Raw genomic sequence first — 23,315 nt, forward strand, 5'->3', positions numbered from 1 at the left:
TGTGTTCAATACAAGCGATTCCCTCCCTGTTATTCTGATTTGTGGTCCAACCGATATGCGTAAGTCCATTGATGGCTTAACCGCTATCGTTGCGTACGACTTAGAACAAGAGCCATGCTCTGATCGTTTATTCGTCTTTTGCGGTCGAACCCGTAATCGTCTCAAAATCCTGCAATGGTCTAGGAATGGTTTTTGGCTGCATTACAAACGCTTGGAAAAAGGTGTGTTTCAATGGCCGGGCATCGAAGATGAGCAATTGTCTTTGCAAGTATCACCAAGGCAGCTCAATTGGCTACTGGATGGTTTACCGCTTAGTCTTGATCAGGCCCACCCAAAAATTACCTACCGTTATCATGAAAATTAGCGCTCTAATCTGTAGATGGCTGGTATAATCCATGCCATGAAAAAGACTCTGAATGACCTACCTGACGATATTGATTTGCTTAAGAAACTCTTGCTTGAGCAGGCGGAGCAGTTGTCAGAAAAAGATGAACAAATTGATCATTGGAAGGCGGGCTATGAACGCCTGCTACAGCAATGGCGTTTGGCCCAACATCGCCAGTTTGGCAAAAGCTCTGAGAAGAGTCCAGGTCAAGGTGAACTGTTTGATGAGGCTGAAGCAGTGGTCGCAGAAGAAGAGACTTCAAACGAAGCCGATTCGTCGTCAGAAAAGAACGATGCATCAATGCGTCATCGCCCTAAGCGTAAAGTCTTGCCCAAAGACCTTCCTCGCACTGTCATTGAGCTGGATGTCGCCAATGTAGAAAAAGTCTGTGCGTGTTGCCAAGGTGCATTACATCGTATTGGCGAAGATCGTTCGGAGCGCTTAGAGTTTATTCCTGCTAAAATCACGGTGATTGAAACGGTTCGTCCTAAGTATGGCTGTCGCCATTGTGAGCAGAATGAAACGCATGTCACGATCAAACAAGCACCACCAGCACCCAGTCTTATCCCAAAAGGCATCGCAACACCAAGTTTGCTAAGCCAGATCATCACCAGTAAATACCAATTTGCTTTACCTCTGTATCGACAAGAGGCGCTGTTCAAGCAATTAGGCATTGAGCTGAGCCGCAGAACCATGTCGGACTGGGTGCTCAAAAGTGCCGATGCATTAAGACCGCTTTACCAGAGACTGAAAGACATTTTAGTCCAGCAGCCTGCGCTTCATGCGGACGAAACACCGCTCAATGTGGTGAAAGAAGATCGAGATAAATGCTACATGTGGGTCTATTGCAGTGGTACAGATGGTCCAGACACGCCTCATCCTATGTATAAAACGCCATTAATCCCCATTGTTTTATACGAGTTCCAAAAAACGCGCCAAGCGACCCACCCCAAGACCTTTTTGAATGATTACTCAGGGTATCTACACGCCGATGGGTATGCTGGATACGAACAAACCGACACACAGCTCGTTGGATGCTGGGCCCACGCACGCCGTAAATTTATGGACATTGCCAAAAGTTTAGGAAAGAACAAGACGGGCACACATACCGTGGCACTGAACTGGATACAAAAGCTCTATGCCATTGAAAGTAGAGCTGCACAGTGCGAGACAACGGAAAAGGCCTTCGCTTATCGCCGTGAACAGGCGATACCGGTGCTAAACGACTTTAAGAAGTGGCTAGAAAAAACAGTGAAAAACAAGCCGCCAAAAGACAAGCTCACCAGTGCTTTAAATTACTGTCTCAACCAATGGGATAAGCTTATTCGCTATGTTGACGATCCACACCTCAACATCGACAACAACCGTGCCGAGCGAGCCATCAAGCCGTTCGTGATTGGGCGAAAGAACTGGCTCTTCTCAAATACGGAAAATGGTGCCGAGGCCAGTGCGATGCTCTACAGCATGATCGAAACTGCTAAAGCCAATGGCTTGATCACTTACGACTACCTTGTGAAAGTGTTTGAAGAACTACCAAAACGCAAAACAGGTGCAGACATCGATGACTTGCTGCCTTGGAATGTGACGTTAACGTCTTAGAAGAAACTGTTCTCTGCTGCATCCGTGCAGCTTCATGGTCATCCTGAAGAAAGGCAGAGCTCCCATCCTAGGAGCTTAAACTATCCATAGCTCTCTGCCTCAAACGTACATTAAAGAGATCACAGCCTGTTTGCACCTTTTAAATGTCTCAAAAGTGTTATAGATCAAAAAACATCCTCAAGGTGTGAATGGCCGGACGCTTACGTATTTACAACCACTAAGCCAATAAAAACCAATAAAAAAGGTGGTACTGGAAACTTTTTAGCAACGTTTTGATGCTGGCTTTTGCGGGCAAACATTAATGCCAACACAAAGACAATGGGCGCCAGCATCGCTACACGAAACAGCTTTACCAAGGTTGCATTATCACCAGCGTATTCAGAAACACCGTAGCCTGCGCCGACTACTTGGACCACATCATGAATGGTTGCGCCTAAGAAGAATCCTGTTTGACGTTCATCTAGGCCAATCCAATTGGCAATCATAGGATACACAATCATGGCCGTGGTGCTCATGGCGGTAATCCCTACAATGGTAAAGACCACTGAACGATTAGTGTTGCCATTCTTAGGCAGCACTGATGCGACAGCAGCCGTTGCCGATGCCCCACAAATCGCTACTGCACAACCAGCCAACAGCCCCATGTTTCCCGGTAACTTCAATAGCTTTCCGGCGACGACACCAATCATAATCACGGCTAACACCAATAGTCCTGTACACAATAAGACAGGCCAACCAAAATCCGTCAGGGAGCTGATGGTGATTCTGGCTCCAAGTAGTGCCACTCCGGTACGCAGCAATGTGGATGCAGTAAACTCTAAACCGGAGCAGGTTTTCTCTTCGTCCGCCATAAAGTTAAAGCTCATGCCTAATAGCAATGCCATCAACATTACTGGTGCACCATAGTGTTCACTTAAAAAGGCCGCCGACAATCCCATAACGATAGCCAGCATGATGCCAGGAATTTTAGGCGCAAAAAGTCTCATTGGGTTATACATGACGTACCCATTGTATAGATATATAGAGTGTTGTTTGGGAAAGAGGCGGCGAACACCGCCTCTTATTTTGAAGAGCTAAGCGAGCTTATTTCAGGTCTGCATCGTATTCAGAGGCAATTTTTTGCTCAGCTTCCTTAGCCGCATCGTTTAGCAGGTTGTACCATTTTTCACCGTCTTCTATGTTTTCTTGGAACCAAGTGTAAACAGGCTTAGCGGCTTCTGCGAACTGCTCTTTCTCTTCTGGAGATGGCACATACAATTCACCACCTGCCTCAGCAAAGGCTTTGTATGCGGCAATGGATTTACGTTTTGGTGAAGCAAACGTGGCTTGCTGCAACGCAGAGAAGCCATCAACTACGACACGGCGCAATTCTTCTGGCATATCCATAAATACATCATTATTCATGTACCAAAGCGCTGACATGTAAGCGTGGCCATCTAGAGTCACGTACTTCAAACCGGCATCGGTGAACTTCATGCCCATGATGTCTGTGATACCGTTTTTGGAGCCTTCAACCACGCCCGTTTGGAATGATGTAAACAGATCGCCCCATGGGATCGGTGTTGGGCTAGCACCAAGTGAACGTACTAGCTCCTGCGGCAGGTCAGAAACGACCGTACGTATTTTTAGCCCTTCGAGGTCTTCTGGAGTTTTCACCGTATGCTGGGTATTGGCAAAGTTGCGCCAACCGCCAGTGTTACCAATCGTCATTAGACGAACTGTATCACCGGAGTCTTCCAGGATTTGGTTACGTAGTTCGCGGGTAAAGTCGCCAGTAAAGACTTCCTCTGCAACGCGGTCATCACGCAATACATACGGCAAGTCTAATACTTGAACGTAAGGGTACATTGCCGAAGCCCCACCAGATGTAGAGATGTAAATGTCCACAGAACCGTATTCAACGGCTTCAAGACACTCTACACCATTACCACAAAGCTGAGTCCCCATGTAGATGTCTACAGCGATTTTGCCGTTTGAATGAGATTCAACGAAGTCTTTAAAGACCACCAAGCCATCATAGTCTTCATCGTTCTCGTTGGAGTTCGCCACAGCACGCAGATTAAAATCCGCTGCCTGAGCCAGGCCACTTAACATGACTCCAGCACCGATTAACGTCGCGGCAACTACACTATTTATTTTTGTTTTCGTGAACATGTAACAGTCCTCATTAATGGTTTTGCTTTGCGTTTGCGCCTATCCAGCTACTAAGCCAAGTAACCTTGGCAAAGTCATGGATAGAGATGGGAAAAAGGTAACTAAGAAGATCACTAAAACCTCTACCGCCAAAAATGGCAGAATGGCTTTAGAGATCGTTTCGATGCGCTCACCAGAGACACTGGAAGCAACGAATAACACTAAGCCCATGGGCGGAGTTGCCAAGCCAACAGTCAAGTTGACACTCATGATGATGGCGAAGTGAACAGGGTCGATGCCTAAGTTGATAAAAATCGGTCCTAAGATTGGCCCCAAAATAATGATGGCGGGGCCGGCATCTAGGAACATACCGACAATAAACAGAAGTAGGTTAATCAAGAACAGCAACATCAGTGGATTTTCACTGATGGTCAGTACCCAGTCAGCCAAGATTTCAGCACTGTGAGACAGACTTACCACTGTTTTAAACGCTATGGCGGAGCCGACTAGTAACAGCACCACAGCGGACGTTTGTGCCCCTTTGATAAAAATGTCCGGTAGGTCGCTCAATTTAACCGTTTTCATTACCCAAACACTAATGATCAAGGCATAGGCTGTCGCAATCGCAGACGCTTCCGTTGGCGTAAAAATACCACCGATGATACCGCCTAAAATGATTACCGGAGCAAATAATGGAAAGATGGCATTGCGCGTTGCCGTACCACGCTGCTTCCAAGTCGATTTAGGTCCAGCGACAGGGAAATCATATTTCTTCGCCATTAAGGCAATCATGATCATCAAGCCGCCACCGATCAAAATACCTGGCACAATGCCTGCTGCAAACAAGGCAGCGACGGACACTTCCATGGTGTAAGCGTAGATAATCATAATGCCAGATGGCGGAATAATAGGACCGATCACAGAAGATGCTGCAGTAATCGCGGTGGCAAATTTACGGCTATAGCCATTCTTCTCCATAGCAGGGATCATCATAGAGCCAATGGCTGAAGTATCCGCTACTGCTGACCCTGACAATCCGGCAAACAGCATACTGGAGAGAACGTTTACATGAGCCAAACCACCACGTACATGGCCAATAAAGGCTTGTGAAAACTGCACTAAGTTCATGGTAATGCCGCCACGGTTCATTAACTCGCCGGCTAGCATGAAGAATGGAATCGCCATCAAAGGAAAAGAGTCAATGCCGTTATAGATATTACGAAACAGCAAAGAGATATCTCGCTCCATGCCCGTCATATATAGCATGGCCCCTGGTGCTGCCAACATGGCAAAAAACACTGGCATACCAATCAACAGCAAGACTAAAAATAAAGGTAAAAACAGAGCTAACATAATGTGCGTCTCTTGTTATTGTTGTTCTCTATAAGCACCGTCAAGCGGTCACTGTGTTATTCAGCAGGGGCATCAGCGCGAACTTCGGTGCTCAGGGCCAACTGTTTTTGTCCCAATAGGCAACCCAATTCCCGTAAACACAGCTCAATGTTCGCCAGAAGCATAGTGAAAAAGCACACAGGCATCGCAAGGTAGATCCAAGCTCGGGAAATATGAATCGATGCGGCTCTTGAACGGAAACCTCGGTCAAAGAAGTCAATACCAAGTACCGTCAACTTCACCAATACAGCGCCTGCAACCAGCAGCAAGACTAACTTAAGTAGACTTGATGCTCGTTCTGGTAAAGCACTCAAGAACATATCAATCGCCACAAATGAGCCCCGTCTATAGGCTTCACCAGCCACCATGGCCATCATCCAAATCATTAATGCGCGGGCCGCTTCTTCAGGCCATGGCAAGGCGTTACCTAATACATAGCGACAGAAGACTTGTAATAAGATGACGCTGATCATCAATGCAACCAGCACCCAAGCAATGTTGCGACCAATGCGATTCAGCAGCAAATTCATGGTGGTAAAGCAGGACACCAGCATTCCTAGAATGGCCATGTGTTACTCCCTCAAAAACCTATTGTTATTGTTATCGTGTCTAACTGTTTAAGAGCTTCCCTGCTTAAGGGACTTCCTGGCCCGCCGCCGCTGTCCAAAGCTCAAACCAAGTTTCACGATCAATTTGGATATCTAAAATATTAGAAAGGTCTTTGATTCGATCTGGGTTATTGGTTCCCACTACAGGCAAAATATTCGCTGGATGCGCTAACAACCAAGCAAGCGCAACATGATCAGAAGAAGCTCCCTGCTCTTTTGCTAAACGCTCAAATAATGGAGCCAAGCGACGAGTCTCTGGGGTATCACTAAACAAGGCACCGCCACCTAGAGGTGACCAAGCCATCGGCGTAAGTTGATCCAACTGCATGGCACTCAAGCTACCATTGGTAAAGGCATCACGGTGAAGCAAGCTCATTTCCACTTGGTTGGCAACCAGAGGATGACGCATGTTGGCTTGCAGTAAACGCCAGTCCCATACGTCAAAGTTAGAAACACCGACAGCACGTACTTTACCGCTGTCGATTAGGGCATCTAATGCTGCGCCAGTTTCAGCGGCGTTCATTAAAGGATCAGGGCGGTGGATTAATAACAGATCTAGGTAATCCGTGTGCAAGTTTTTAAGGCTCTGCTCAACACTAGCGGTTACGTATGCAGCACTGGTGTCGTAGAACTTCACACGACGATCTGGGAATTTTTCAGACATCAGAGCGATGTCACATTTTGAGATAAGTTGCATCTTAGGACGCAAACTAGGATCTTGGGCTAAGGCCTTTCCGAATAGCATCTCGCATTCGTAATCGCCGTAGATATCAGCGTGGTCAAAGGTAGTAATCCCCTGCTCAAGGCACAGGTCAATTTTATGTCTGACGTGGGTCAGAGACACATCAGAAGCGTCTGCTAAACGCCAAACACCGTACACTAGACGGCTGAATTGTAGGTCAGACTTGCCTATTTGAACCATTCGCATTGTTTTCTCTCTCCGAATTTTGAGCGTTCCTGGCTTCCTTTGGACGCTCAGAATTTTGTTTTTGTTTTATGCTCCTCGCTTTAGGTCAGATCAAATCGATACCATCACGAGAGGTTGTATATTTACCCTAACAGTGTATTCTTGTGATGTAAATCAATAGTGAATGAATTTTCCTAAAAAGTTCTTTTTCCCTCCTAAGCCATGGTTGGTTTGGTGGGCGAATACTCTGCCAAGTCAGTTACTTAGGGCACTTTAGCTACTTACAATTGCCCATTTGACTTGTAAGATAGGGATACATATTGCGCAGGTTTAGGTGAAAAAGTGGAAAAGAAAAACAAGACAAAACAGCTACCGCTCTATATCCAGATTAGCGAATTATTAAATCGCGAAATTGCAGCAGGACATTGGTTACCCGGAGATCGGTTACCCATAGAAGCAGAGCTTGCTGCCAAGCTGGGCGTGGCGATTGGTACTCTTCGTAAAGCCCTTAAAAAGCTTGAAGAAGATGGTTTTTTAGAACGCCGCCAAGGCTCTGGAAATTATGTGAAGCGTGCGCCAGGTGGCCGTGCTATTTACCAATTTTTCCATCTGGAAACTCTGGAAGGTGGTGGAGTACCGACGGCTGATATTTTGTCTGTCACGATTGATGACGATGAGTTTGTGAAACGACAGTTAAACATCGATGCAGATGGCAAGCTATGGTGTATCAAACGTGCTCGTTATCTTAATCGCGAACTTGTTGCTATGGAGCAGATTTGGTTCAAACACGCCCATGCACCAACTCTAAAACCAAAAGATTTACACGAATCGCTGTACCTCCATTATCGAGACAACTTTTCTTTTTGGATTAGTCGAGTGGAAGACGAAGTCGATTGTGCCCCCGCACCTCAATGGGTGACGGACAACCTGGAGTTAGCTCCAGAAACAACAATGCCAAAGGTGCATCGTAGAAGTTGGTCAAACGAAGGCAATATCGAAGAGTTTTCGTTTACATGGTATGACCCAGCCAAGTGTCGTTACGTTGCCCGGTGGCACTAACATTCAATAAAAACAAGAGGTTAGAAAAATGGGGAATTCCGTTCGATATGGCATCCTAGGTTGCGGAATGATGGGGCAAGAACACCTCAGAAACTTGGCTTTGATCGATGGCGCACAAGTCGTCGCGATCACCGAACCCAATCAAGCTATGCAGAGCCGTTGCAGAGAGCTAGTGCCTGACGCACAATTTTTCGACACACTGGATGATATGCTAAATGCCGACCTCGGCCTTGAAGCATTGGTCATCGCTACGCCTAACTATCAACACGCGGAGCAACTGATAGAGCTATTTGAGCGCACCACCCTACCGATCTTAGTAGAAAAACCGGTGGTCAGCGATATCGCCCAAGTAGCCAAAATCCGTGATGCCGCAGCGAAGCACCCCGCTCCGGTTTGGGTCGCTATGGAATACCGCTACATGCCACCAGTAGCTCAATTTCGCAAACAGCTTTTAGATGGCGACATTGGTGCTCTGAAGATGCTGAACATTCGCGAACACCGCTTCCCATTTCTTGAAAAAGTAAACGATTGGAACCGTTTCAATCGTCAAACAGGCGGTACACTGGTCGAAAAATGCTGCCACTTTTTCGATCTAATGCGCCTTTTGATGCAGGGCGAAGTGAAGCGCGTATATGCTTCCACAGGACAAGACTGCAACCATCTAGAAGAACGCTACGACGGTGAAATGCCAGATATCATCGATAACGCATTTGTCGTGGTAGATTTTGAAGACGGACAGCGCGCTTGCCTAGATCTAAATATGTTTGCAGAAGGCTCACGCTACCAAGAAGAAATCTGTGCTATTGGCCCTAAAGCTAAACTTGAGTGCTTCGTACCAGGCCCTGGACGTTTCTGGCCGACTGAAACGCTCGGCGCAGCTCCCATTCCGAAAGTGGTTCTTAGCCCACGTGATCCAAAAGGCCCAATCGAGTCTGACATACCTGTGGATCCAGCTTTACTGGATGCCGGTGATCATAATGGCTCAACTTTTTACCAACACCTTGGCTTTTTCAAAGCCATCACAGAAAACGCTCCTGTAGACGTGACAGTGGAAGATGGCTTGAAAGCTGTCGTGATAGGCTTAGCCGCTCAACACTCTGCACAAACTGGCCAAGCCGTCACTATAACGGACTCTGGCTACGCTTTCGCGTAAATTAATTACAGAAAATAAAACTAAGTAAATCAATAGCTAATGATCAAGTAAGGCGTTTCTTACAAAAAATTCATTCACTATTGATTTACTTTTTAACTTCACGTGATTAGAGTTAATTAAATTCATTCACTATTGATACACATCAATAAATGAATCCCTGACAACAAGATGACCTAAATCGGGAGTAAATATGAGTGTGGTAATTTCCAAACTAGAAGAACAAAAACAAGTAAATGGGTTGGATTTTCCATTGCTGGTAACGCCTCACAACTCGGACGTTCAAAGCAATAAGATGGACTTTTTCAATTGGGTAGAAGGCAACAAAGCAGAACTTCATGATCTGTTGATCAAACACGGTGCCGTATTATTTCGGGGCTTCCCGGTCGAAAACTCAGACGAGTTCGAAAAGATGCTCGACCAAACAGACTACCAAAACATGCCCTATGTAGGTGGCGCCGCCCCTCGTGCACAGGTAACGGCTTCACGTATCGTGACCGCTAATGAGTCCCCAGCATCAGAAAAGATCCCGTTTCACCACGAAATGGCGCAAGTACCAACACCACCGGGTTACATCTTCTTTTATTGTGAAACCTCCGCTGCCAAAGGTGGTGCGACCTCCATTCTTCACTCAGGCGAAATCTGCAAAAAATTCTTTGAAATCGCTCCTGACTTCGCCAAAAAAGTTGAAGAGCAAGGGGTTCGCTATGTACGAGTGATGCCTGAAGTGACGGACAACACATCTGCAATTGGCCGCTCTTGGAAAGACACTTTTCATGTAAAAACCCGTGAGGAAGCAGAAGAAAAAATGCGCGAAGCGGGCATGAATTGGGAATGGCTAGAAAACGGTGATGTACGCACAGAAACTCGCGTGCTACCAGGGATTCGTTTTGATGATGAAACTCAGCAAAAAACTTTCTTTAACTCTATTGTTGCTGTGTTCACAGGCTGGAATGATTCTCGCAACCAAGGGGAAAAAGCGGTCACAACAGCAGATGGGGAGCCAATGGATGCCATGGCACTTGAACAACTCGTTGAGGCCATGGATGAGCTGTGCGTAAACTTTAAATGGCAAGTTGGCGATGTATTATGGATCAATAACCATACTGTTTTACATGCACGTCAACCATTTGAAGGCGAACGCCGCATTCTTGCCTCTATTTCTTTCAAGTAAAATCATTAAAGGCGCTTGTGCAGTCAAGCGCCTTTCTAAACTCTTAACACTATCAATGACTTACGTAAGGCGATGGCACAATTGGGCAGTTCACCACGACGTTAGTTCGTTCGATATTCACTAAGCCTTTCGCTTCCGCATCCAGCAGTGCTTCTTCTGATTTGAGTTCGTAGGCTTCGTCAGGATTCACCCATTTTACCCAGTACATTAGCCAAAGTGGCGAATAGGCGGTATCAGTGCTTTGATAGCCCACTGGCGCAGGAGCCGAGGGGAATATATTTCTCTGTTCACCATTGGGAAAGCCATAAACGCGCTCCAGTACTGTCTTTTGACGAGGTGGCTTTGGATAATTTGGGATAGCATCACGTAAGCGTGGCACATAGTTGGCGCCCATCTCTTTTGCCATGTCCTGATCAGACACATCCGTTGTCACATAATAGACAAGGTCATTATTGAACCAAGCACTTTGTAGTGGCAGTGACACCTGCTTGGTCGAGTTGGTGGCGGCGCACCCCGTTAGACCAATCATTAACAAAATTCCCAACACCCCTCGGACAGTCATTTCCTTCGCCTCCTTTTACAATTTCATGTCCTATGAGTCTTTACTTAGAGATAAAGTTCCCAAGCTCTTCATAGACATTGACTGACACCAAGGTGGCCAATTTGCTCATGCGCAAAATTTCAGGAGGATTATCACTGGACCAGAAGCTACGCCAATCTTCCGTTGTGTTCCAACGAGCAATGGTAAGTAGGTGATTCATTTTACTTTCATGTTGCAACAACACGCTGCCGTGGGCACCAGCATACATTTCTCGGACCAAGCCTGTCGTTTGCTGCCAAGCATCACAAAACTCTGATAGATGCTCTGGGCTGACGTGCCACTCATAAACCACTCGAATCATTGCGCTCTCCTTAAGATGAAACAAATCACTACGTTATAGAATTATAGGCTTTTTTCTTTTGCATATTTATAAACGGTATTACGGCTAACGCCAGCCAGCTTAGCTGTTTGAGACACGTTCCCTTGGGTTTGCGCCAATAACTTAGGAATTAAGACATCGTATGACTCAGGTTCACTCTCCTCTTCAGACACTTGTGCAGACGTTTGCAGGTCATCAAAGAAATCATCAGGCAGGTGCCAATCTTCCAGCTCATCCCCATCTGCCATAGCCATACCCACTTTTAACACATGTACTAATTGGCGCATATTGCCTGGCCACGGATGTCCTTCTAACAGTGCCAACATCTCTTCTGACAGGGCTGGCCCCGGTTCTTCTAAGCGTAAGCGTTCATGAACGTAGGAAATCAGTTTACGCTTGTCTTGGCGCTGGCGCAGCGAGGGCAGTTCAATGTTCAAACCTGAAATTCGATAATACAAGTCTTGTCTAAAGCGCCCTTCTGCCACTTCGTCTTTTAAGTTTCGATTGGTGGCTGAAATCAGTTTCACATCGACAGGGTATACTTCGGTTGATCCCAACGGTGTAACCACACGCTCTTGCAACACTCGCAGTAATCTGGATTGCACTGTGGCAGGCATTTCACCGATTTCATCAAGGAACAAGGTGCCTTTGTGTGCGCGTCTAATAAGACCAATCGAGCCTTTGTTTTGAGCGCCAGTGAAGGCTCCTTTTTCATATCCAAAGAGTTCAGACTCCACCAACTCGGATGGAATGGCGGCACAGTTGACGGCCACCAACATCTCTTTGTGACGAGAGCTGTGATAGTGCAAACTGCGCACAAAGATTTCTTTGCCCGCCCCTGTTTCACCATGGATTAAGATCGGAATGTCTTTCTCCATGATTTTGTGAGCTTGCTTTACGACGCGCTGCACCTGTGGATCGCCATGCTCGAGCTCATCTAACGGAATCACATTATCAGGGATGCTGCTGGGCATGCTTTGCTTCGCAATTTGCTGCGGCGGCGCTTCATAACCTCCAGATGTACGATAGTCAGGCACCTTCATCACTTGGGTGACAGGTGGCAGAACCTTCATATAAAACTGAAAACGCCCTAACGCTCGTTGCTTCATGGGCATATGCAACGGCTGGTTTTTAATCTCACGCATGTCGCAGTCAAAAATCTGCGAAATATTCAGTAGCGATAAGTCCCGCGCCAAAACGATTTCAGCACGGCGGTTAGCCGAGACAATGGTGCCTTGATCATCCAATACCAATAATCCTGACCAATGGCTGTCGAGGCTGGTGAGATTGGTATTAAAGCTGACAATAAAATGATTCTGTTGGAATGCCGCAAAGATCAAACGATTTTCGACACTGAGAGACATGAGTTTAACCATGCCAAGGGTATGATCTTGAGGAAGATAGGCGTCAGAGGAAATGTCTAGGACACCCAGCAATTCATTACCAGTGTCATAAATTGGTGAGGCTGAGCCCACCATATAACGATTGGCACGTAAGTAGTGCTCATCTCGACCAACTTGAATCGCACGACCACTGATAATCGCCGTACCGATAGCGTTGGTGCCAACGCCCTGTTCGGTCCACTGGTTACCTTCGACTAAACCGTGGTACTGACCGCGCCCAAAGCGATTTTGTCCCCATGTACTAAGTACATGCCCCTGCCGGTCTGCTAAGACAATAATACAAGCTGAGTTACTGAGGATATTCTCGTAATAGGGAATGATCTCATTCTCAGTGGTTTCTAATAAGTTACGGTGTTGATCGCGTAAATCATTAAGCTCCCCTTTTGGCAAGGCAGCAAAATTCGGTTCAGAGGTATGCTCTAAACCAAACTGTTCACACCGATACCACGAGGCTTCGATCTGTTGTTTGTGTTCTTCGTCATTTAAGTTGACGTTGGGACTTCGCATTGCCTTGCTGTCATCCGATTCTTGTTGTTCTTTTTTTATCGTCATTGTGTGCTCCATTTGAAAAAGGAGCGACAAGCCAACTGCTATTCTGCTTGGCTCTGACCACAAGGTCAATTTAATTACCAAGGATTGTTCAACAGTGTTCAAAGAGACTGTTCAGTGAACACTTTTTACGGATGTGAACACTTCTGTTTCGTAAACGAACATTTTCTAAAAATCGACTCCAAATTAATTTACATCCTTATATTTCAATAACTTAAGAATAAACACCTTTTTCTTACACAATCTTGGCACAGGCTTTGTATTGTTACCCTGACCACTGACATGTTTAGGCATTTGCGAAAAGCGACAAGCCAATCTCTTGAGGCGATGCTGAACACAGTGCCGACTACACACCGCATCATTGTGGCGGCCATAACAACAAAAAAGGGTTAATTACAATGTCACTGACGCTGAGTAATGTGTCTCGCGTTGTTGATGGAGAAACTTGGATTGACGACGTCAATCTGTCCCTAGAGCCGGGGTCATTTAACGTGCTTTTGGGAAGAACACTCTCCGGTAAAACAACGCTGATGCGCCTAATGGCAGGGCTGGACCGCCCGACATCAGGCAAAATTATGATGAACAATGTTGATGTAACGGGTGTTCCGGTTCGAGAGCGCAACATCTCTATGGTGTACCAACAGTTCATCAACTACCCCAACATGACGGTGTATGAAAACATCGCCTCGCCTTTGCGCCTAGCGAAAATGTCGGACCAAGAAATTGATCGTCGAGTTCGTGAAACCGCTGAAATGCTGCGCATTGATCCTTATCTAGACCGCTTACCACTGCAACTATCTGGTGGTCAGCAGCAACGTACCGCCATGGCTCGCGCATTGGTCAAAGACTCACAAATTATTTTGTTTGATGAGCCACTGGTGAACCTAGATTACAAACTTCGTGAAGAGCTTCGCCAAGAATTACGCGCCTTGTTTAAAGCTCGTAACTGTATTGCTGTGTACGCTACCACAGAACCTAACGAAGCATTAGCCTTAGCTGGTAACACTGCGGTACTACACGAAGGCAAACTTTTACAATTTGGCGAAACCGCTGAGGTTTACCATCGTCCAAAAGACATCATCACCGCAGAGATGTTCTCTGAACCACCGATCAATGTCGTACCTGGCCGTGTTAGCGATACCGAGGTGACTTTTGATGACAGTGTTCATTTCCAATTAAACAGCGACTTGCGCCCTTTAGAACCAGGCAACTATCGCTTTGGTGTGCGCGCTTCGCATATTGGTTTAGTACCGCACTCTGATGACGACTTAGAACTCCCCGTACGAGTGGACCTTGCCGAAATCAGTGGCAGCGAAACCTTCCTGCACGTGCACAATCCACATTTTGATTTGGTGCTACACCTTTCGGGTGTGCATGAGTATCACGTTGATCAACAAATCAAAGTGTATTTCCCAACACACAAGCTGTACGCCTTTAACGAAGCGGGTCGCCTTGTGCATGCACCAGCTGGTTTAGGAGGACGCTAACATGGCAGAAATTACTTTGAATGCCTTGGCTCACACATACAGTGATGCGCCCAGTAAACCAGAAGATTATGCCATTCGCCAAATGCAGCACGTTTGGCACCAAGGCGGCGCTTACGCCCTACTCGGGCCATCAGGCTGTGGCAAATCGACGCTTTTAAACATCATCTCTGGCTTACTGGAACCGTCTGACGGTGAAGTGCTGTTTGATGGCAAACGCGTTAACGAGTTGAAGCCAGAAGAGCGCAACATTGCTCAAGTTTTCCAGTTCCCAGTGGTATACGACACCATGAGTGTGTACGACAACTTAGCCTTTCCACTACGTAACATTGGTGTGCCGGAGCATAAAATCCGCTCTAAGGTACTGGAAGTGGCTGAGATCCTAGAGCTTTCCGACCAGTTAAAACGCAAAGCCAAAGGCCTATCCGCTGACCAGAAGCAAAAAGTCTCCATGGGACGAGGCTTAGTGCGTGATGACGTGTCGGCAATCCTGTTCGACGAACCACTGACCGTTATCGATCCGCAATTAAAATGGAAACTGCGCCGTAAGCTCAAGCAAATCCACGAACAGTTCAATATCACCATGGTGTATGTGACCCACGATCAGTTGGAGGCTTCTACCTTTGCCGACAAAATCGCGGTGATGTACCAAGGTCAAATTGTTCAATTTGGTACGCCTCGTGAATTGTTCGAGCACCCTGCTCATACCTTTGTTGGATACTTCATTGGCTCACCGGGCATGAACTTTTTAGAAGCTGAAGTTGGCGAGGATGCGCTGATCTTTGGTGAACATACTTTGAATATCGATCCGAAGTTGTTAGCTGCCCTGAAAGCGCAAAACGCGACCTCCGCAACGGTAGGGATTCGACCTGAATTTGTACATGTGTGGGATGGTCAGAATGTAGACGCTTTCAAAGTAGATGTGGACTTTGTTGAAGACTTGGGCACCTACAAAATTCTTACTTTTACCTTTGCCGGTGTGTCCATGAAAGCACGCTTAAGCGAAGACCAGAAAGTGCCAGAAGGCAAAGCCTTTGTCAGCTTCCCAGAGCAGTGGACCAAGATTTATCTCAACGATTATTTAGTGGAGGTACCCCATGACTAAGGTCGAGAACAATAAGGCTTGGTGGTTGGTACTGCCGGTATTTTTGATCGTTGCCTTCTCCGCCATCATTCCGTTAATGACGGTGGTGAACTACTCAGTACAAGACATTTTTGACCCTTACACACGCTACTTTGTGGGCACAGAATGGTTCAAACAAGTCATGCTGGATGAGCGTTTGCACGATGCCTTGATTCGCCAGTTTATTTTCTCTTTCACAATCCTAGCGATCGAGATCCCACTCGGCATCATGGTGGCATTGATGATGCCAACAAAAGGCAAAGGAGCATCTCTAGCGCTGATTTTGGTGGCGATTCCACTGCTGATTCCATGGAACGTAGTCGGCACAATTTGGCAGATCTTTGGCCGTGCTGACATTGGTCTCTTTGGCGCAATGATGGCGGAACTGGGCATCAACTATAACTACGCCTCAGAACCCATGCACGCTTGGTTAACCGTGGTACTAATGGACGTTTGGCACTGGACACCTTTGGTGGCATTGCTTTGCTACTCGGGCCTGCGCGCCATTCCAGAAGTGTACTACCAAGCTGCGCGTATTGATAAAGCGTCGCGTTGGGCAGTATTCCGTTACATCCAACTGCCGAAGTTAACCAATGTGTTGATCATCGGTGTGCTGTTGCGCTTTATGGATTCGTTCATGATTTACACCGAGCCGTTTGTGTTAACCGGTGGTGGTCCAGGAACGTCAACAACCTTCTTAAGCCAGTCGTTGGTACAGCAAGCCATCGGTCAGTTTGACCTAGGTCCTGCCGCTGCCTTCTCTCTGGTGTACTTCTTAATCATCCTGCTGGTGTGTTGGGTGTTCTACACCACCATCATGCATATGCAAAAAGACAAATAGGAGGTGAGTATGTCGACTTCATCCAGCATCACATCACAACGCTCGTCTGAAGAAACAATCGCCGAGGGTTCTTACTCAAGCCAAGCGCCGCAAGCACCTGTGGTCAGTCTGGCTGAGCGCAAAGCAAGAAATGCGATGTGGCGTGGCCGCATCGGCATGACGGTGTATTTGATTTTGTTGTTAATGCCAATTTACTGGCTACTGAACATGTCATTTAAAACCAATACGGAAATTTTGAGTGGTTTATCGTTCTTTCCCGAGAACTTCACTCTGGAAAACTACGCCAAGATTTTTGGCGATCCGACTTGGTACATGGGGTATGTGAACTCGATCATCTATGTATCCATGAACATGGTGATCAGTTTATTGGTTGCTTTGCCAGCCGCTTACGCGTTCAGCCGTTACAAGTTTGTCGGTGATAAGCATATGTTCTTCTGGTTGCTGTCTAACCGTATGGCACCACCAGCAGTATTCCTGTTGCCATTTTTCCAGCTTTACTCGTCGGTTGGTTTGTTTGATACCCACATTGCCGTGGCGTTAGCACATTGTTTATTTAACGTGCCGCTGGCGGTTTGGATCCTAGAAGGCTTTATGAGTGGCGTGCCACGGGAGATCGATGAAACTGCCTACATCGACGGTTATTCGTTCCCGAAATTCTTCGTCAAGATCTTCTTGCCATTGATTCGCTCTGGCATCGGTGTGACGGCTTTCTTCTGCTTTATGTTCTCTTGGGTAGAGCTATTGCTAGCAAGAACGCTGACGTCCGTTGATGCCAAACCGATTGGTGCCATCATGACGCGAACCGTGTCCGCATCCGGTATGGACTGGGGACTGCTCGCCGCTGCCGGTGTGCTGACCATCGTCCCAGGTATTTTGGTGATCTACTTCGTTCGAAATCATGTTGCTAAGGGCTTCGCCCTAGGCCGAGTTTAAGGAGCTTCAAAATGGTTTGGATGTCTTGGACCTTACCTACTGCCGCATTTTTTGCTGGCATCGCTTTGATCCTCGTCGCGATGACGACTTGGCAAGCGATCTCCCCAAGCGTGGAACGTAAAGGCTTTTTGCCGATTGAAACGACACGTGGCGATCGTTTGTTTATTGGCCTACTGAGTAGCGCCTTTGTTCACCTAGGTTTCGTTGCGTTAAGTGATGTTCCACTTTACGTAGCAACCGCCCTTTGCGTGCTTTGGATGTGCTTCCTGATGCGCTGGGGTTAAGTGAGAGTGTACAAGGAAGAACCTGCATGGAAGCGAAATACCTATCTTTAATCATTGAGGTAAAACATGTACAACAATAAAAAGAAATTCGTTTTAGCTGCTATCCCATTGGCTGTTGCACTGGGTTCAGGATCTGCTTGGGCAGATCAATACTCTGATGCTGCCCAAAAATGGCTAGATAGTGAGTTTACGGTATCGACTCTTTCAGAAGCTGAGCAATTAAAAGAAATGGCTTGGTTCACTGAAGCAGCTAAACGTTTTCGCGGTATGGAAATCAACGTCGCATCGGAAACACTAACTACTCACAAATACGAGTCACAAGTTCTTGCTAAAGCCTTCTCTGAGATCACAGGGATTAAAGTGAACCATGACTTGATCCAAGAAGGGGATGTGGTCGAGAAACTGCAAACTCAAATGCAGTCTGGTCGTAACATCTATGATGCTTATGTGAACGACTCCGATCTGATCGGTACTCACTTCCGTTACGGTAAAGTAGTACCTATTTCAGACATCATGGAGCAGCATAGCGATCTTAAGTCTCCTACTCTTGATCTAGGTGACTTCATCGGTTTGAACTTCACATCTGGTCCAGACGGTAAGCTTTACCAACTGCCTACCCAGCAATTTGCGAACCTATACTGGTTCCGCTACGACTGGTACCAACGTCCAGAGCTTAAGAAACAATTTAAAGAAATCTACGGCTACGAGCTAGGTGTGCCAGTCAACTGGTCCGCTTATGAGGACATCGCAGAGTTCTTTACTAAGCACGTTGGCGAAATCGATGGTCAAAAAGTTTACGGTCACATGGACTACGGTAAAAAAGACCCATCTCTAGGCTGGCGTTTCACGGATGCTTGGTTCTCTATGGCCGGTGCGGGTGACAAAGGTCTGCCAAACGGTTTACCAGTCGATGAATGGGGTATTCGTGTTGAAGGCTGTAACCCTGTCGGTTCCAGCGTAGCTCGTGGTGGTGCGACCAACGGTCCAGCGGCAGTTTACGCGACAACGAAATACGTAGATTGGTTGCGTCAGTACGCACCACCAGAAGCACAAGGCATGACGTTCTCTGAAGCCGGTCCAGTGCCAGCACAAGGTAACGTGGCTCAGCAGATCTTCTGGTACACCGCGTTCACGGCTGATATGACACAAAAAGGCCTACCAGTTGTGAACGAAGACGGTACGCCAAAATGGCGTATGGCCCCTTCTCCACGTGGACCTTACTGGGAAGAAGGCATGAAACTGGGTTACCAAGACGTGGGCGCATGGACATTCATGAACTCAACGCCTGAAGACCGTCGTCTAGCGGCTTGGCTATACGCTCAGTTCACGACGTCTAAAACGGTTTCATTGAAGAAAACGCTGGTTGGCCTAACACCAATCCGTGAATCGGACATCAACTCTCCAGAGATGCAAGAAGCGGCACCATTCCTAGGTGGTTTGGTTGAGTTCTACAAAGGACCTGCTCGTGAGCAATGGTCACCAACAGGTACAAACGTACCGGACTACCCAAAACTGGCTCAGCTATGGTGGCAGTACATTTCTCAAGCAGCATCTGGCGAAGCAACGCCACAAGTGGCACTTAACGGCCTAGCAGAAGCTCAAGACAAAGTGCTTCAGCGTCTAGAGCGTGCTGGCGTTCATGAGAACTGTGGTCCAAAACTAAACGAGCCTCGTGATGAAGCCTACTGGTTGAATCAACCAGGTGCGCCAAAAGCGAAACTTGCGAACGAAAAACCTCAAGGTAAAACCGTCGATTACGACGCGCTATTACGCTCTTGGGAATAACGTTCAAAAGATCACCCTCTAAGTGTTAGACCGGCTTCGCGCCGGTCTTTTTTTTGCATTCTACATGCTCTCTCAGCGGCTAGTGGACACTCGCATAACACTGGCAATGATTAACAAGGCCCCGAGCCATTGGATTAGAGAAAGACTCTCCCCTAGCCACAACATGGCAAATAAAGCACCAAATAACGGCTCGCTGCCCATCAGTAGCGCGACACGCGTTGGGGACGTTCGGCTGATCGCAAGGTTTTGAGCAAAAAATGCAAACAGCGTACACATCAGCACTAAATACAAGGTAATCAGCCAAAAAGCAGGTAGACTGAGTGACGACCAAGCAATCGACTCACCTGAGCCCCAACCAACGATAATGGCCATCAGCGTCACCACCAGAGACTGAATCGCAGTCAAACTCAACATGGTAATGGAACGGTTATGAGTCAGGCGTTTGGTCAACGTCACCATGATTGCACGCCCTACTGCTGCCAGTAGAATCAAGCCATCTCCCAAGTTGAAAGAGAGGTTAAAGCCTGAGTGCAAGCTCAGCAGCAACACCCCCAAACAACTTAACATCCCCATTAGCCATAGAGATCCGGAAACTCGGCTACGATTAATTAACGTTTCTGCAAGCGCCGTTAGGATCATCGACAAGCTGATCAGCACTGCAGCATTCGTAGCGCTGGTGTACAGCACGCCAGACACTTCACAGACAAAGATTCCTGACAAAACAAGACCGGTAGGCAGAGCGCGTAACCAATCCTGATTCTTACCTTGTTTAAAGTCTCGAACCAATACAGGCAAAAGCATCAGGAACGTCAGGCCAAAGCGGATGCCAATAAAACTAAACACCCCAACATACATTAACGCGTCTTTTGTTAATCCATAGCTGGTCCCCCAAAAGATCGCGACCAGTAGTAGCATGCATTCTGTCCAGCCAAATAATGGCCGATAGGGATGAGTGGTTAGGGTTGTCATCATCTTACCTCGTTGTTTCTTTTGACGAGGTACAGTCTAAATTGTATCGTTCAAGACAATAATACAGACCTTTAACAAATAACTTTTGTCTTATGAACACAAATGAACTACTCAAGCTACTGCCTGAACTCGGCACATTTGTAACGGTGGTCGATGCTGGCAGTCTTTCTGAAGCGGGCCGACGCCTACAGCTGCCGCCCTCTTCTATTAGTCGCGCTATCTCCAAGCTTGAAGATCAATTGAGCAGCAAATTATTAGAGCGCACCACTCGTTCATTGGCTCTGACACCGATAGGTCGGGATGTATACGAACAAGCGCTTTCAATGATGGACGCAGCAAAAGCCGCCATTGCTCGCATTGAAAGTCAAAAACACGAATTGAATGGTCTGCTAAGGATTGCGGCCCCAAAAGCATTAAGTAAGCACATCATCGGGCCTTTGATCTTTAAATTTATGGCGCAGCATCCAGCGTTAAAAGTGCAGCTCACGGCTTCGGATAACATGGTCGACCCAGCGACAGGGGAAGTGGATCTATTGCTTCAGGTGACTGAATCCCCTTGTGAACATCTGGTGGCAAGGCCTGTGGGATTCGTTAAGCAAGTACTGTGCACAACTTGGGATTACCTTGAACAACATCCAACACCACAACATCCACAGGATTTAAAACAACATGCCTGCATCGCTTTAGGTGAAAATAATGACGATCACTGCTGGTACTTTGCCAACAATGAAACAGTAGAGCAGGTCATGACAAAAGGCGCGTTTGCCAGCAACCACTCTGAGATTCGTCTAGCTGCCGTTCAGAAAGGCCTGGGGATCTCGATTTTTCCAGAATTCGTGGTAAATGAAGCCATTTCAAAAGGCGAGTTGGTGGCATTGCTGCAGGATTGGACGTTTCAAGGGAGCTATCATGGCACGATATACGCTCAATACAGCCAATCACGCTTTGTGCCGGCGACCATTCGAGCGTTTATTAGTTTTCTTACCTCTGAGCTTGCTGAACAGGATTAGGTGTTCAGCAAGCCTACAGAGATGCTAAACGAGCGTTATTGAACCGAACGCACTCGTCTCACCGCATCAAGCCAACCAGAGTAAAGCTTTTCGCGATTGTCTTGCCCCATTTCTGGGTTGAACTGTTGCTCTGATTGCCACAGTTCACTGATTTGTTCGAGAGATTCGTACATGCCCACGCGAAGTCCAGCAAGGAAAGCGACACCTAACGCCGTGGTTTCTGTCACCTGTGGACGTTCAACGGTGACACCTAATACATCACTTAAGAACTGCACGACAAGGTTGTTCACCACCATGCCACCATCAACTCGAAGTGTACTGAACTGCGCGCCATCCTGTGCCATGGCATCGACGAGATCTTTGGTCTGGTAACACACGGAACGCAGCCCTGCGCTGACGATATCCGACACACTGGTATCACGAGTTAGGCCGATCATGGCACCACGGGCATCAGGGTCCCAGTACGGCGCACCTAATCCAGTAAAGGCAGGCACTAAGTAGACGGTATCTGCATTTAAAGCTCGTTCCGCAAGGCTTTGCGTTTCAGCTGCATCATCAAATAACTTCAAACCATCGCGGAGCCATTGAATAGCTGCCCCAGCCACAAAGATACTGCCTTCTAGGGCATAGGTGACTTGCCCGTTAATTCGATAGCCTACGGTGGTGAGCATTTTATGTTCTGATTTAAGCGGCTGATCACCGGTATTCAGGATCATAAAACAGCCTGTGCCATAGGTGCTTTTCACCATACCAGGGGAGAAGCAAGCTTGACCCACTAATGCTGCCTGCTGATCACCAGCAATGCCGTTTACAGGGATTTCAGCTCCCAACCACTGGGCATCGATGGTGCCGAAATCATCACTTGAGTCCATCACTTGCGGGAAAATAACATCGCCGATTTCTAATAACTCAATTAACTCTTCGTCCCATTTTTGCGTGTGGATATTAAACGCCATGGTGCGGGCGGCATTGGTCGCATCTGTTCGGTGGTAACGACCGTTTGTCAGCTTCCAGAGTAAGTAGCTGTCAACCGTACCAAAGGCAATGTGACCGAGCTTTGCTCGCTCTTTCACACCTTCAACATTCTCTAGAATCCAACGAATCTTGGTCGCAGAAAAATATGGGTCGATGAGCAGACCAGTTTTGGATTGCACCAATTCGCTGTAATCTTTGTCGACTAAAGACTGACAGTACTGGCTGGTTCGGCGATCTTGCCAGACAATCGCGTTGTAAACTGTATCACCCGTCTCAGTGTCCCACAGCACGGTCGTTTCACGTTGGTTGGTAATACCAATTGAGGCTATCGCATCCGCATCAATGCCTGTATCCTTGAGCACGTTTTGACAAACCGTAAGGGTAGATTGCCATAGGTCGTTCGGGTCGTGTTCCACCCAGCCATCGTTTGGAAAATGCTGAGGAAATTCTTGTTGGGACTGACCCACGCGCACGCCTTTCGCATCAAATATAATCGCTCGGCTACTGGTCGTTCCTTGGTCGATAGCAAGTAGATATTGGCTCATGACTTAGCTCTCTTGGTTTTTCAAAACATCACTATCCAATGGGATGGCGATGAATACGTTGTTATTTTTGTTAACCGAACATAAATG

Annotated in this window: 22 protein-coding genes; 12 read left to right on the top strand and 10 right to left on the bottom strand. The window is 47.1% G+C overall.

Annotated features, from left to right (window positions below):
- The first annotated feature begins 1 nt into the window (after position 1).
- Together tnpB and tnpC are read left to right on the top strand one after the other, a co-directional pair.
- Positions 2-364 (top strand): IS66 family insertion sequence element accessory protein TnpB, encoded by a 363-nt coding sequence (tnpB, locus tag ACXAC1_RS00610; protein WP_475057608.1) that lies wholly within the window; start codon positions 2-4, stop codon positions 362-364.
- Between the two features lie 36 nt (positions 365-400).
- Complete coding sequence (tnpC, locus tag ACXAC1_RS00615; protein ID WP_475057611.1) at positions 401-1,984, top strand: IS66 family transposase; 1,584 nt, start codon at positions 401-403, stop codon at positions 1,982-1,984.
- Positions 1,985-2,184: 200 nt separating this feature from the next.
- Here tnpC and ACXAC1_RS00620 read toward each other — a convergent pair whose 3' ends face one another.
- From ACXAC1_RS00620 to ACXAC1_RS00640, 5 genes are all read right to left on the bottom strand, one after another.
- The gene (locus tag ACXAC1_RS00620; protein ID WP_475057614.1) at positions 2,185-2,982 is read right to left on the bottom strand and encodes a YeiH family protein; all 798 of its coding nucleotides are present in this window, start codon (positions 2,980-2,982) and stop codon (positions 2,185-2,187) included.
- 85 nt (positions 2,983-3,067) lie between these two features.
- On the bottom strand, positions 3,068-4,138 hold the full coding sequence (locus tag ACXAC1_RS00625; RefSeq protein WP_199462173.1) for a TRAP transporter substrate-binding protein: 1,071 nt from the start codon (positions 4,136-4,138) through the stop codon (positions 3,068-3,070).
- 39 nt (positions 4,139-4,177) lie between these two features.
- Complete coding sequence (locus ACXAC1_RS00630) at positions 4,178-5,470, bottom strand: TRAP transporter large permease (RefSeq protein ID WP_475057617.1); 1,293 nt, start codon at positions 5,468-5,470, stop codon at positions 4,178-4,180.
- Between the two features lie 56 nt (positions 5,471-5,526).
- Complete coding sequence (locus tag ACXAC1_RS00635; RefSeq protein WP_475057620.1) at positions 5,527-6,078, bottom strand: TRAP transporter small permease; 552 nt, start codon at positions 6,076-6,078, stop codon at positions 5,527-5,529.
- A 64-nt stretch (positions 6,079-6,142) separates the two neighbouring features.
- Positions 6,143-7,045, bottom strand: a complete 903-nt coding sequence (locus tag ACXAC1_RS00640) for an aldo/keto reductase (RefSeq protein WP_475057623.1) — start codon at positions 7,043-7,045, stop codon at positions 6,143-6,145.
- A gap of 321 nt (positions 7,046-7,366) precedes the next feature.
- On the opposite strand from ACXAC1_RS00640, the gene ACXAC1_RS00645 reads away from it, so the two are divergent.
- From ACXAC1_RS00645 to ACXAC1_RS00655, 3 genes are all read left to right on the top strand, one after another.
- Entirely contained in the window at positions 7,367-8,083 is a 717-nt protein-coding gene (locus tag ACXAC1_RS00645; RefSeq protein WP_475057626.1) for a GntR family transcriptional regulator, read from the top strand.
- 28 nt (positions 8,084-8,111) lie between these two features.
- Positions 8,112-9,236, top strand: a complete 1,125-nt coding sequence (locus ACXAC1_RS00650) for a Gfo/Idh/MocA family protein (RefSeq protein ID WP_133560242.1) — start codon at positions 8,112-8,114, stop codon at positions 9,234-9,236.
- Between the two features lie 190 nt (positions 9,237-9,426).
- Entirely contained in the window at positions 9,427-10,407 is a 981-nt protein-coding gene (locus ACXAC1_RS00655) for a TauD/TfdA family dioxygenase (protein ID WP_475057629.1), read from the top strand.
- 52 nt (positions 10,408-10,459) lie between these two features.
- On the opposite strand, the gene ACXAC1_RS00660 is transcribed toward ACXAC1_RS00655, so the two are convergent.
- The 3 genes from ACXAC1_RS00660 to ACXAC1_RS00670 are packed head-to-tail and all read right to left on the bottom strand — an operon-like array spanning position 10,460 to position 13,282.
- Positions 10,460-10,969 (bottom strand): DUF7482 domain-containing protein, encoded by a 510-nt coding sequence (locus ACXAC1_RS00660; RefSeq protein WP_475057632.1) that lies wholly within the window; start codon positions 10,967-10,969, stop codon positions 10,460-10,462.
- 40 nt (positions 10,970-11,009) lie between these two features.
- On the bottom strand, positions 11,010-11,309 hold the full coding sequence (locus ACXAC1_RS00665) for an antibiotic biosynthesis monooxygenase family protein (protein WP_133560245.1): 300 nt from the start codon (positions 11,307-11,309) through the stop codon (positions 11,010-11,012).
- Between the two features lie 41 nt (positions 11,310-11,350).
- A complete protein-coding gene (locus ACXAC1_RS00670) occupies positions 11,351-13,282 on the bottom strand; it encodes a sigma-54-dependent Fis family transcriptional regulator (protein WP_475057635.1) in 1,932 nt (643 codons plus the stop codon).
- A 395-nt stretch (positions 13,283-13,677) separates the two neighbouring features.
- On the opposite strand from ACXAC1_RS00670, the gene ACXAC1_RS00675 reads away from it, so the two are divergent.
- The 6 genes from ACXAC1_RS00675 to ACXAC1_RS00700 all read left to right on the top strand — a co-directional run bounded on the left by ACXAC1_RS00675 (position 13,678) and on the right by ACXAC1_RS00700 (position 19,729).
- Positions 13,678-14,766, top strand: a complete 1,089-nt coding sequence (locus ACXAC1_RS00675) for an ABC transporter ATP-binding protein (RefSeq protein WP_133560247.1) — start codon at positions 13,678-13,680, stop codon at positions 14,764-14,766.
- Between the two features lies 1 nt (position 14,767).
- Positions 14,768-15,868 (top strand): ABC transporter ATP-binding protein, encoded by a 1,101-nt coding sequence (locus ACXAC1_RS00680; RefSeq protein ID WP_133560248.1) that lies wholly within the window; start codon positions 14,768-14,770, stop codon positions 15,866-15,868.
- The gene (locus ACXAC1_RS00685; RefSeq protein ID WP_133560249.1) at positions 15,861-16,727 is read left to right on the top strand and encodes a carbohydrate ABC transporter permease; all 867 of its coding nucleotides are present in this window, start codon (positions 15,861-15,863) and stop codon (positions 16,725-16,727) included. The genes ACXAC1_RS00680 and ACXAC1_RS00685 overlap by 8 nt, the downstream gene beginning before the upstream one ends.
- A gap of 135 nt (positions 16,728-16,862) precedes the next feature.
- Complete coding sequence (locus ACXAC1_RS00690) at positions 16,863-17,660, top strand: carbohydrate ABC transporter permease (RefSeq protein ID WP_055463373.1); 798 nt, start codon at positions 16,863-16,865, stop codon at positions 17,658-17,660.
- An 11-nt stretch (positions 17,661-17,671) separates the two neighbouring features.
- Positions 17,672-17,944: a DUF2160 domain-containing protein gene (locus ACXAC1_RS00695; protein WP_133560250.1), complete on the top strand. Its 273-nt coding sequence runs from the start codon at positions 17,672-17,674 to the stop codon at positions 17,942-17,944.
- A gap of 66 nt (positions 17,945-18,010) precedes the next feature.
- On the top strand, positions 18,011-19,729 hold the full coding sequence (locus ACXAC1_RS00700) for an ABC transporter substrate-binding protein (RefSeq protein WP_133560251.1): 1,719 nt from the start codon (positions 18,011-18,013) through the stop codon (positions 19,727-19,729).
- A 72-nt stretch (positions 19,730-19,801) separates the two neighbouring features.
- On the opposite strand, the gene ACXAC1_RS00705 is transcribed toward ACXAC1_RS00700, so the two are convergent.
- A complete protein-coding gene (locus tag ACXAC1_RS00705; protein WP_475057638.1) occupies positions 19,802-20,701 on the bottom strand; it encodes a DMT family transporter in 900 nt (299 codons plus the stop codon).
- Positions 20,702-20,790: 89 nt separating this feature from the next.
- On the opposite strand from ACXAC1_RS00705, the gene ACXAC1_RS00710 reads away from it, so the two are divergent.
- On the top strand, positions 20,791-21,708 hold the full coding sequence (locus tag ACXAC1_RS00710) for a LysR family transcriptional regulator (RefSeq protein ID WP_475057640.1): 918 nt from the start codon (positions 20,791-20,793) through the stop codon (positions 21,706-21,708).
- A gap of 35 nt (positions 21,709-21,743) precedes the next feature.
- Here the strand turns inward: ACXAC1_RS00710 and glpK are convergent, their stop codons facing one another.
- Positions 21,744-23,228 carry a glycerol kinase GlpK gene (gene glpK / locus ACXAC1_RS00715; protein WP_475057643.1) on the bottom strand — a complete coding sequence of 495 codons (1,485 nt, stop codon included), beginning with the start codon at positions 23,226-23,228 and terminating at the stop codon, positions 21,744-21,746.
- Positions 23,229-23,315 lie beyond the last annotated feature (87 nt).

The sequence above is a fragment of the Marinomonas sp. AWM4_232 genome, assembly GCF_056158325.1.

What these genes read in the sequence shown, in the direction of transcription:
- tnpC (WP_475057611.1), top strand. Translation starts at nt 401, where the DNA reads ATGAAAAAGACTCTGAATGACCTACCTGACGATATTGATTTGCTTAAG.
- ACXAC1_RS00620 (WP_475057614.1), bottom strand. Translation starts at nt 2,982, where the DNA reads ATGTATAACCCAATGAGACTTTTTGCGCCTAAAATTCCTGGCATCATG.
- ACXAC1_RS00625 (WP_199462173.1), bottom strand. Translation starts at nt 4,138, where the DNA reads ATGTTCACGAAAACAAAAATAAATAGTGTAGTTGCCGCGACGTTAATC.
- ACXAC1_RS00630 (WP_475057617.1), bottom strand. Translation starts at nt 5,470, where the DNA reads ATGTTAGCTCTGTTTTTACCTTTATTTTTAGTCTTGCTGTTGATTGGT.
- ACXAC1_RS00635 (WP_475057620.1), bottom strand. Translation starts at nt 6,078, where the DNA reads ATGGCCATTCTAGGAATGCTGGTGTCCTGCTTTACCACCATGAATTTG.
- ACXAC1_RS00640 (WP_475057623.1), bottom strand. Translation starts at nt 7,045, where the DNA reads ATGCGAATGGTTCAAATAGGCAAGTCTGACCTACAATTCAGCCGTCTA.
- ACXAC1_RS00650 (WP_133560242.1), top strand. Translation starts at nt 8,112, where the DNA reads ATGGGGAATTCCGTTCGATATGGCATCCTAGGTTGCGGAATGATGGGG.
- ACXAC1_RS00655 (WP_475057629.1), top strand. Translation starts at nt 9,427, where the DNA reads ATGAGTGTGGTAATTTCCAAACTAGAAGAACAAAAACAAGTAAATGGG.
- ACXAC1_RS00660 (WP_475057632.1), bottom strand. Translation starts at nt 10,969, where the DNA reads ATGACTGTCCGAGGGGTGTTGGGAATTTTGTTAATGATTGGTCTAACG.
- ACXAC1_RS00665 (WP_133560245.1), bottom strand. Translation starts at nt 11,309, where the DNA reads ATGATTCGAGTGGTTTATGAGTGGCACGTCAGCCCAGAGCATCTATCA.
- ACXAC1_RS00670 (WP_475057635.1), bottom strand. Translation starts at nt 13,282, where the DNA reads ATGACGATAAAAAAAGAACAACAAGAATCGGATGACAGCAAGGCAATG.
- ACXAC1_RS00675 (WP_133560247.1), top strand. Translation starts at nt 13,678, where the DNA reads ATGTCACTGACGCTGAGTAATGTGTCTCGCGTTGTTGATGGAGAAACT.
- ACXAC1_RS00680 (WP_133560248.1), top strand. Translation starts at nt 14,768, where the DNA reads ATGGCAGAAATTACTTTGAATGCCTTGGCTCACACATACAGTGATGCG.
- ACXAC1_RS00685 (WP_133560249.1), top strand. Translation starts at nt 15,861, where the DNA reads ATGACTAAGGTCGAGAACAATAAGGCTTGGTGGTTGGTACTGCCGGTA.
- ACXAC1_RS00690 (WP_055463373.1), top strand. Translation starts at nt 16,863, where the DNA reads ATGTGGCGTGGCCGCATCGGCATGACGGTGTATTTGATTTTGTTGTTA.
- ACXAC1_RS00695 (WP_133560250.1), top strand. Translation starts at nt 17,672, where the DNA reads ATGGTTTGGATGTCTTGGACCTTACCTACTGCCGCATTTTTTGCTGGC.
- ACXAC1_RS00700 (WP_133560251.1), top strand. Translation starts at nt 18,011, where the DNA reads ATGTACAACAATAAAAAGAAATTCGTTTTAGCTGCTATCCCATTGGCT.
- ACXAC1_RS00705 (WP_475057638.1), bottom strand. Translation starts at nt 20,701, where the DNA reads ATGATGACAACCCTAACCACTCATCCCTATCGGCCATTATTTGGCTGG.
- ACXAC1_RS00710 (WP_475057640.1), top strand. Translation starts at nt 20,791, where the DNA reads ATGAACACAAATGAACTACTCAAGCTACTGCCTGAACTCGGCACATTT.
- glpK (WP_475057643.1), bottom strand. Translation starts at nt 23,228, where the DNA reads ATGAGCCAATATCTACTTGCTATCGACCAAGGAACGACCAGTAGCCGA.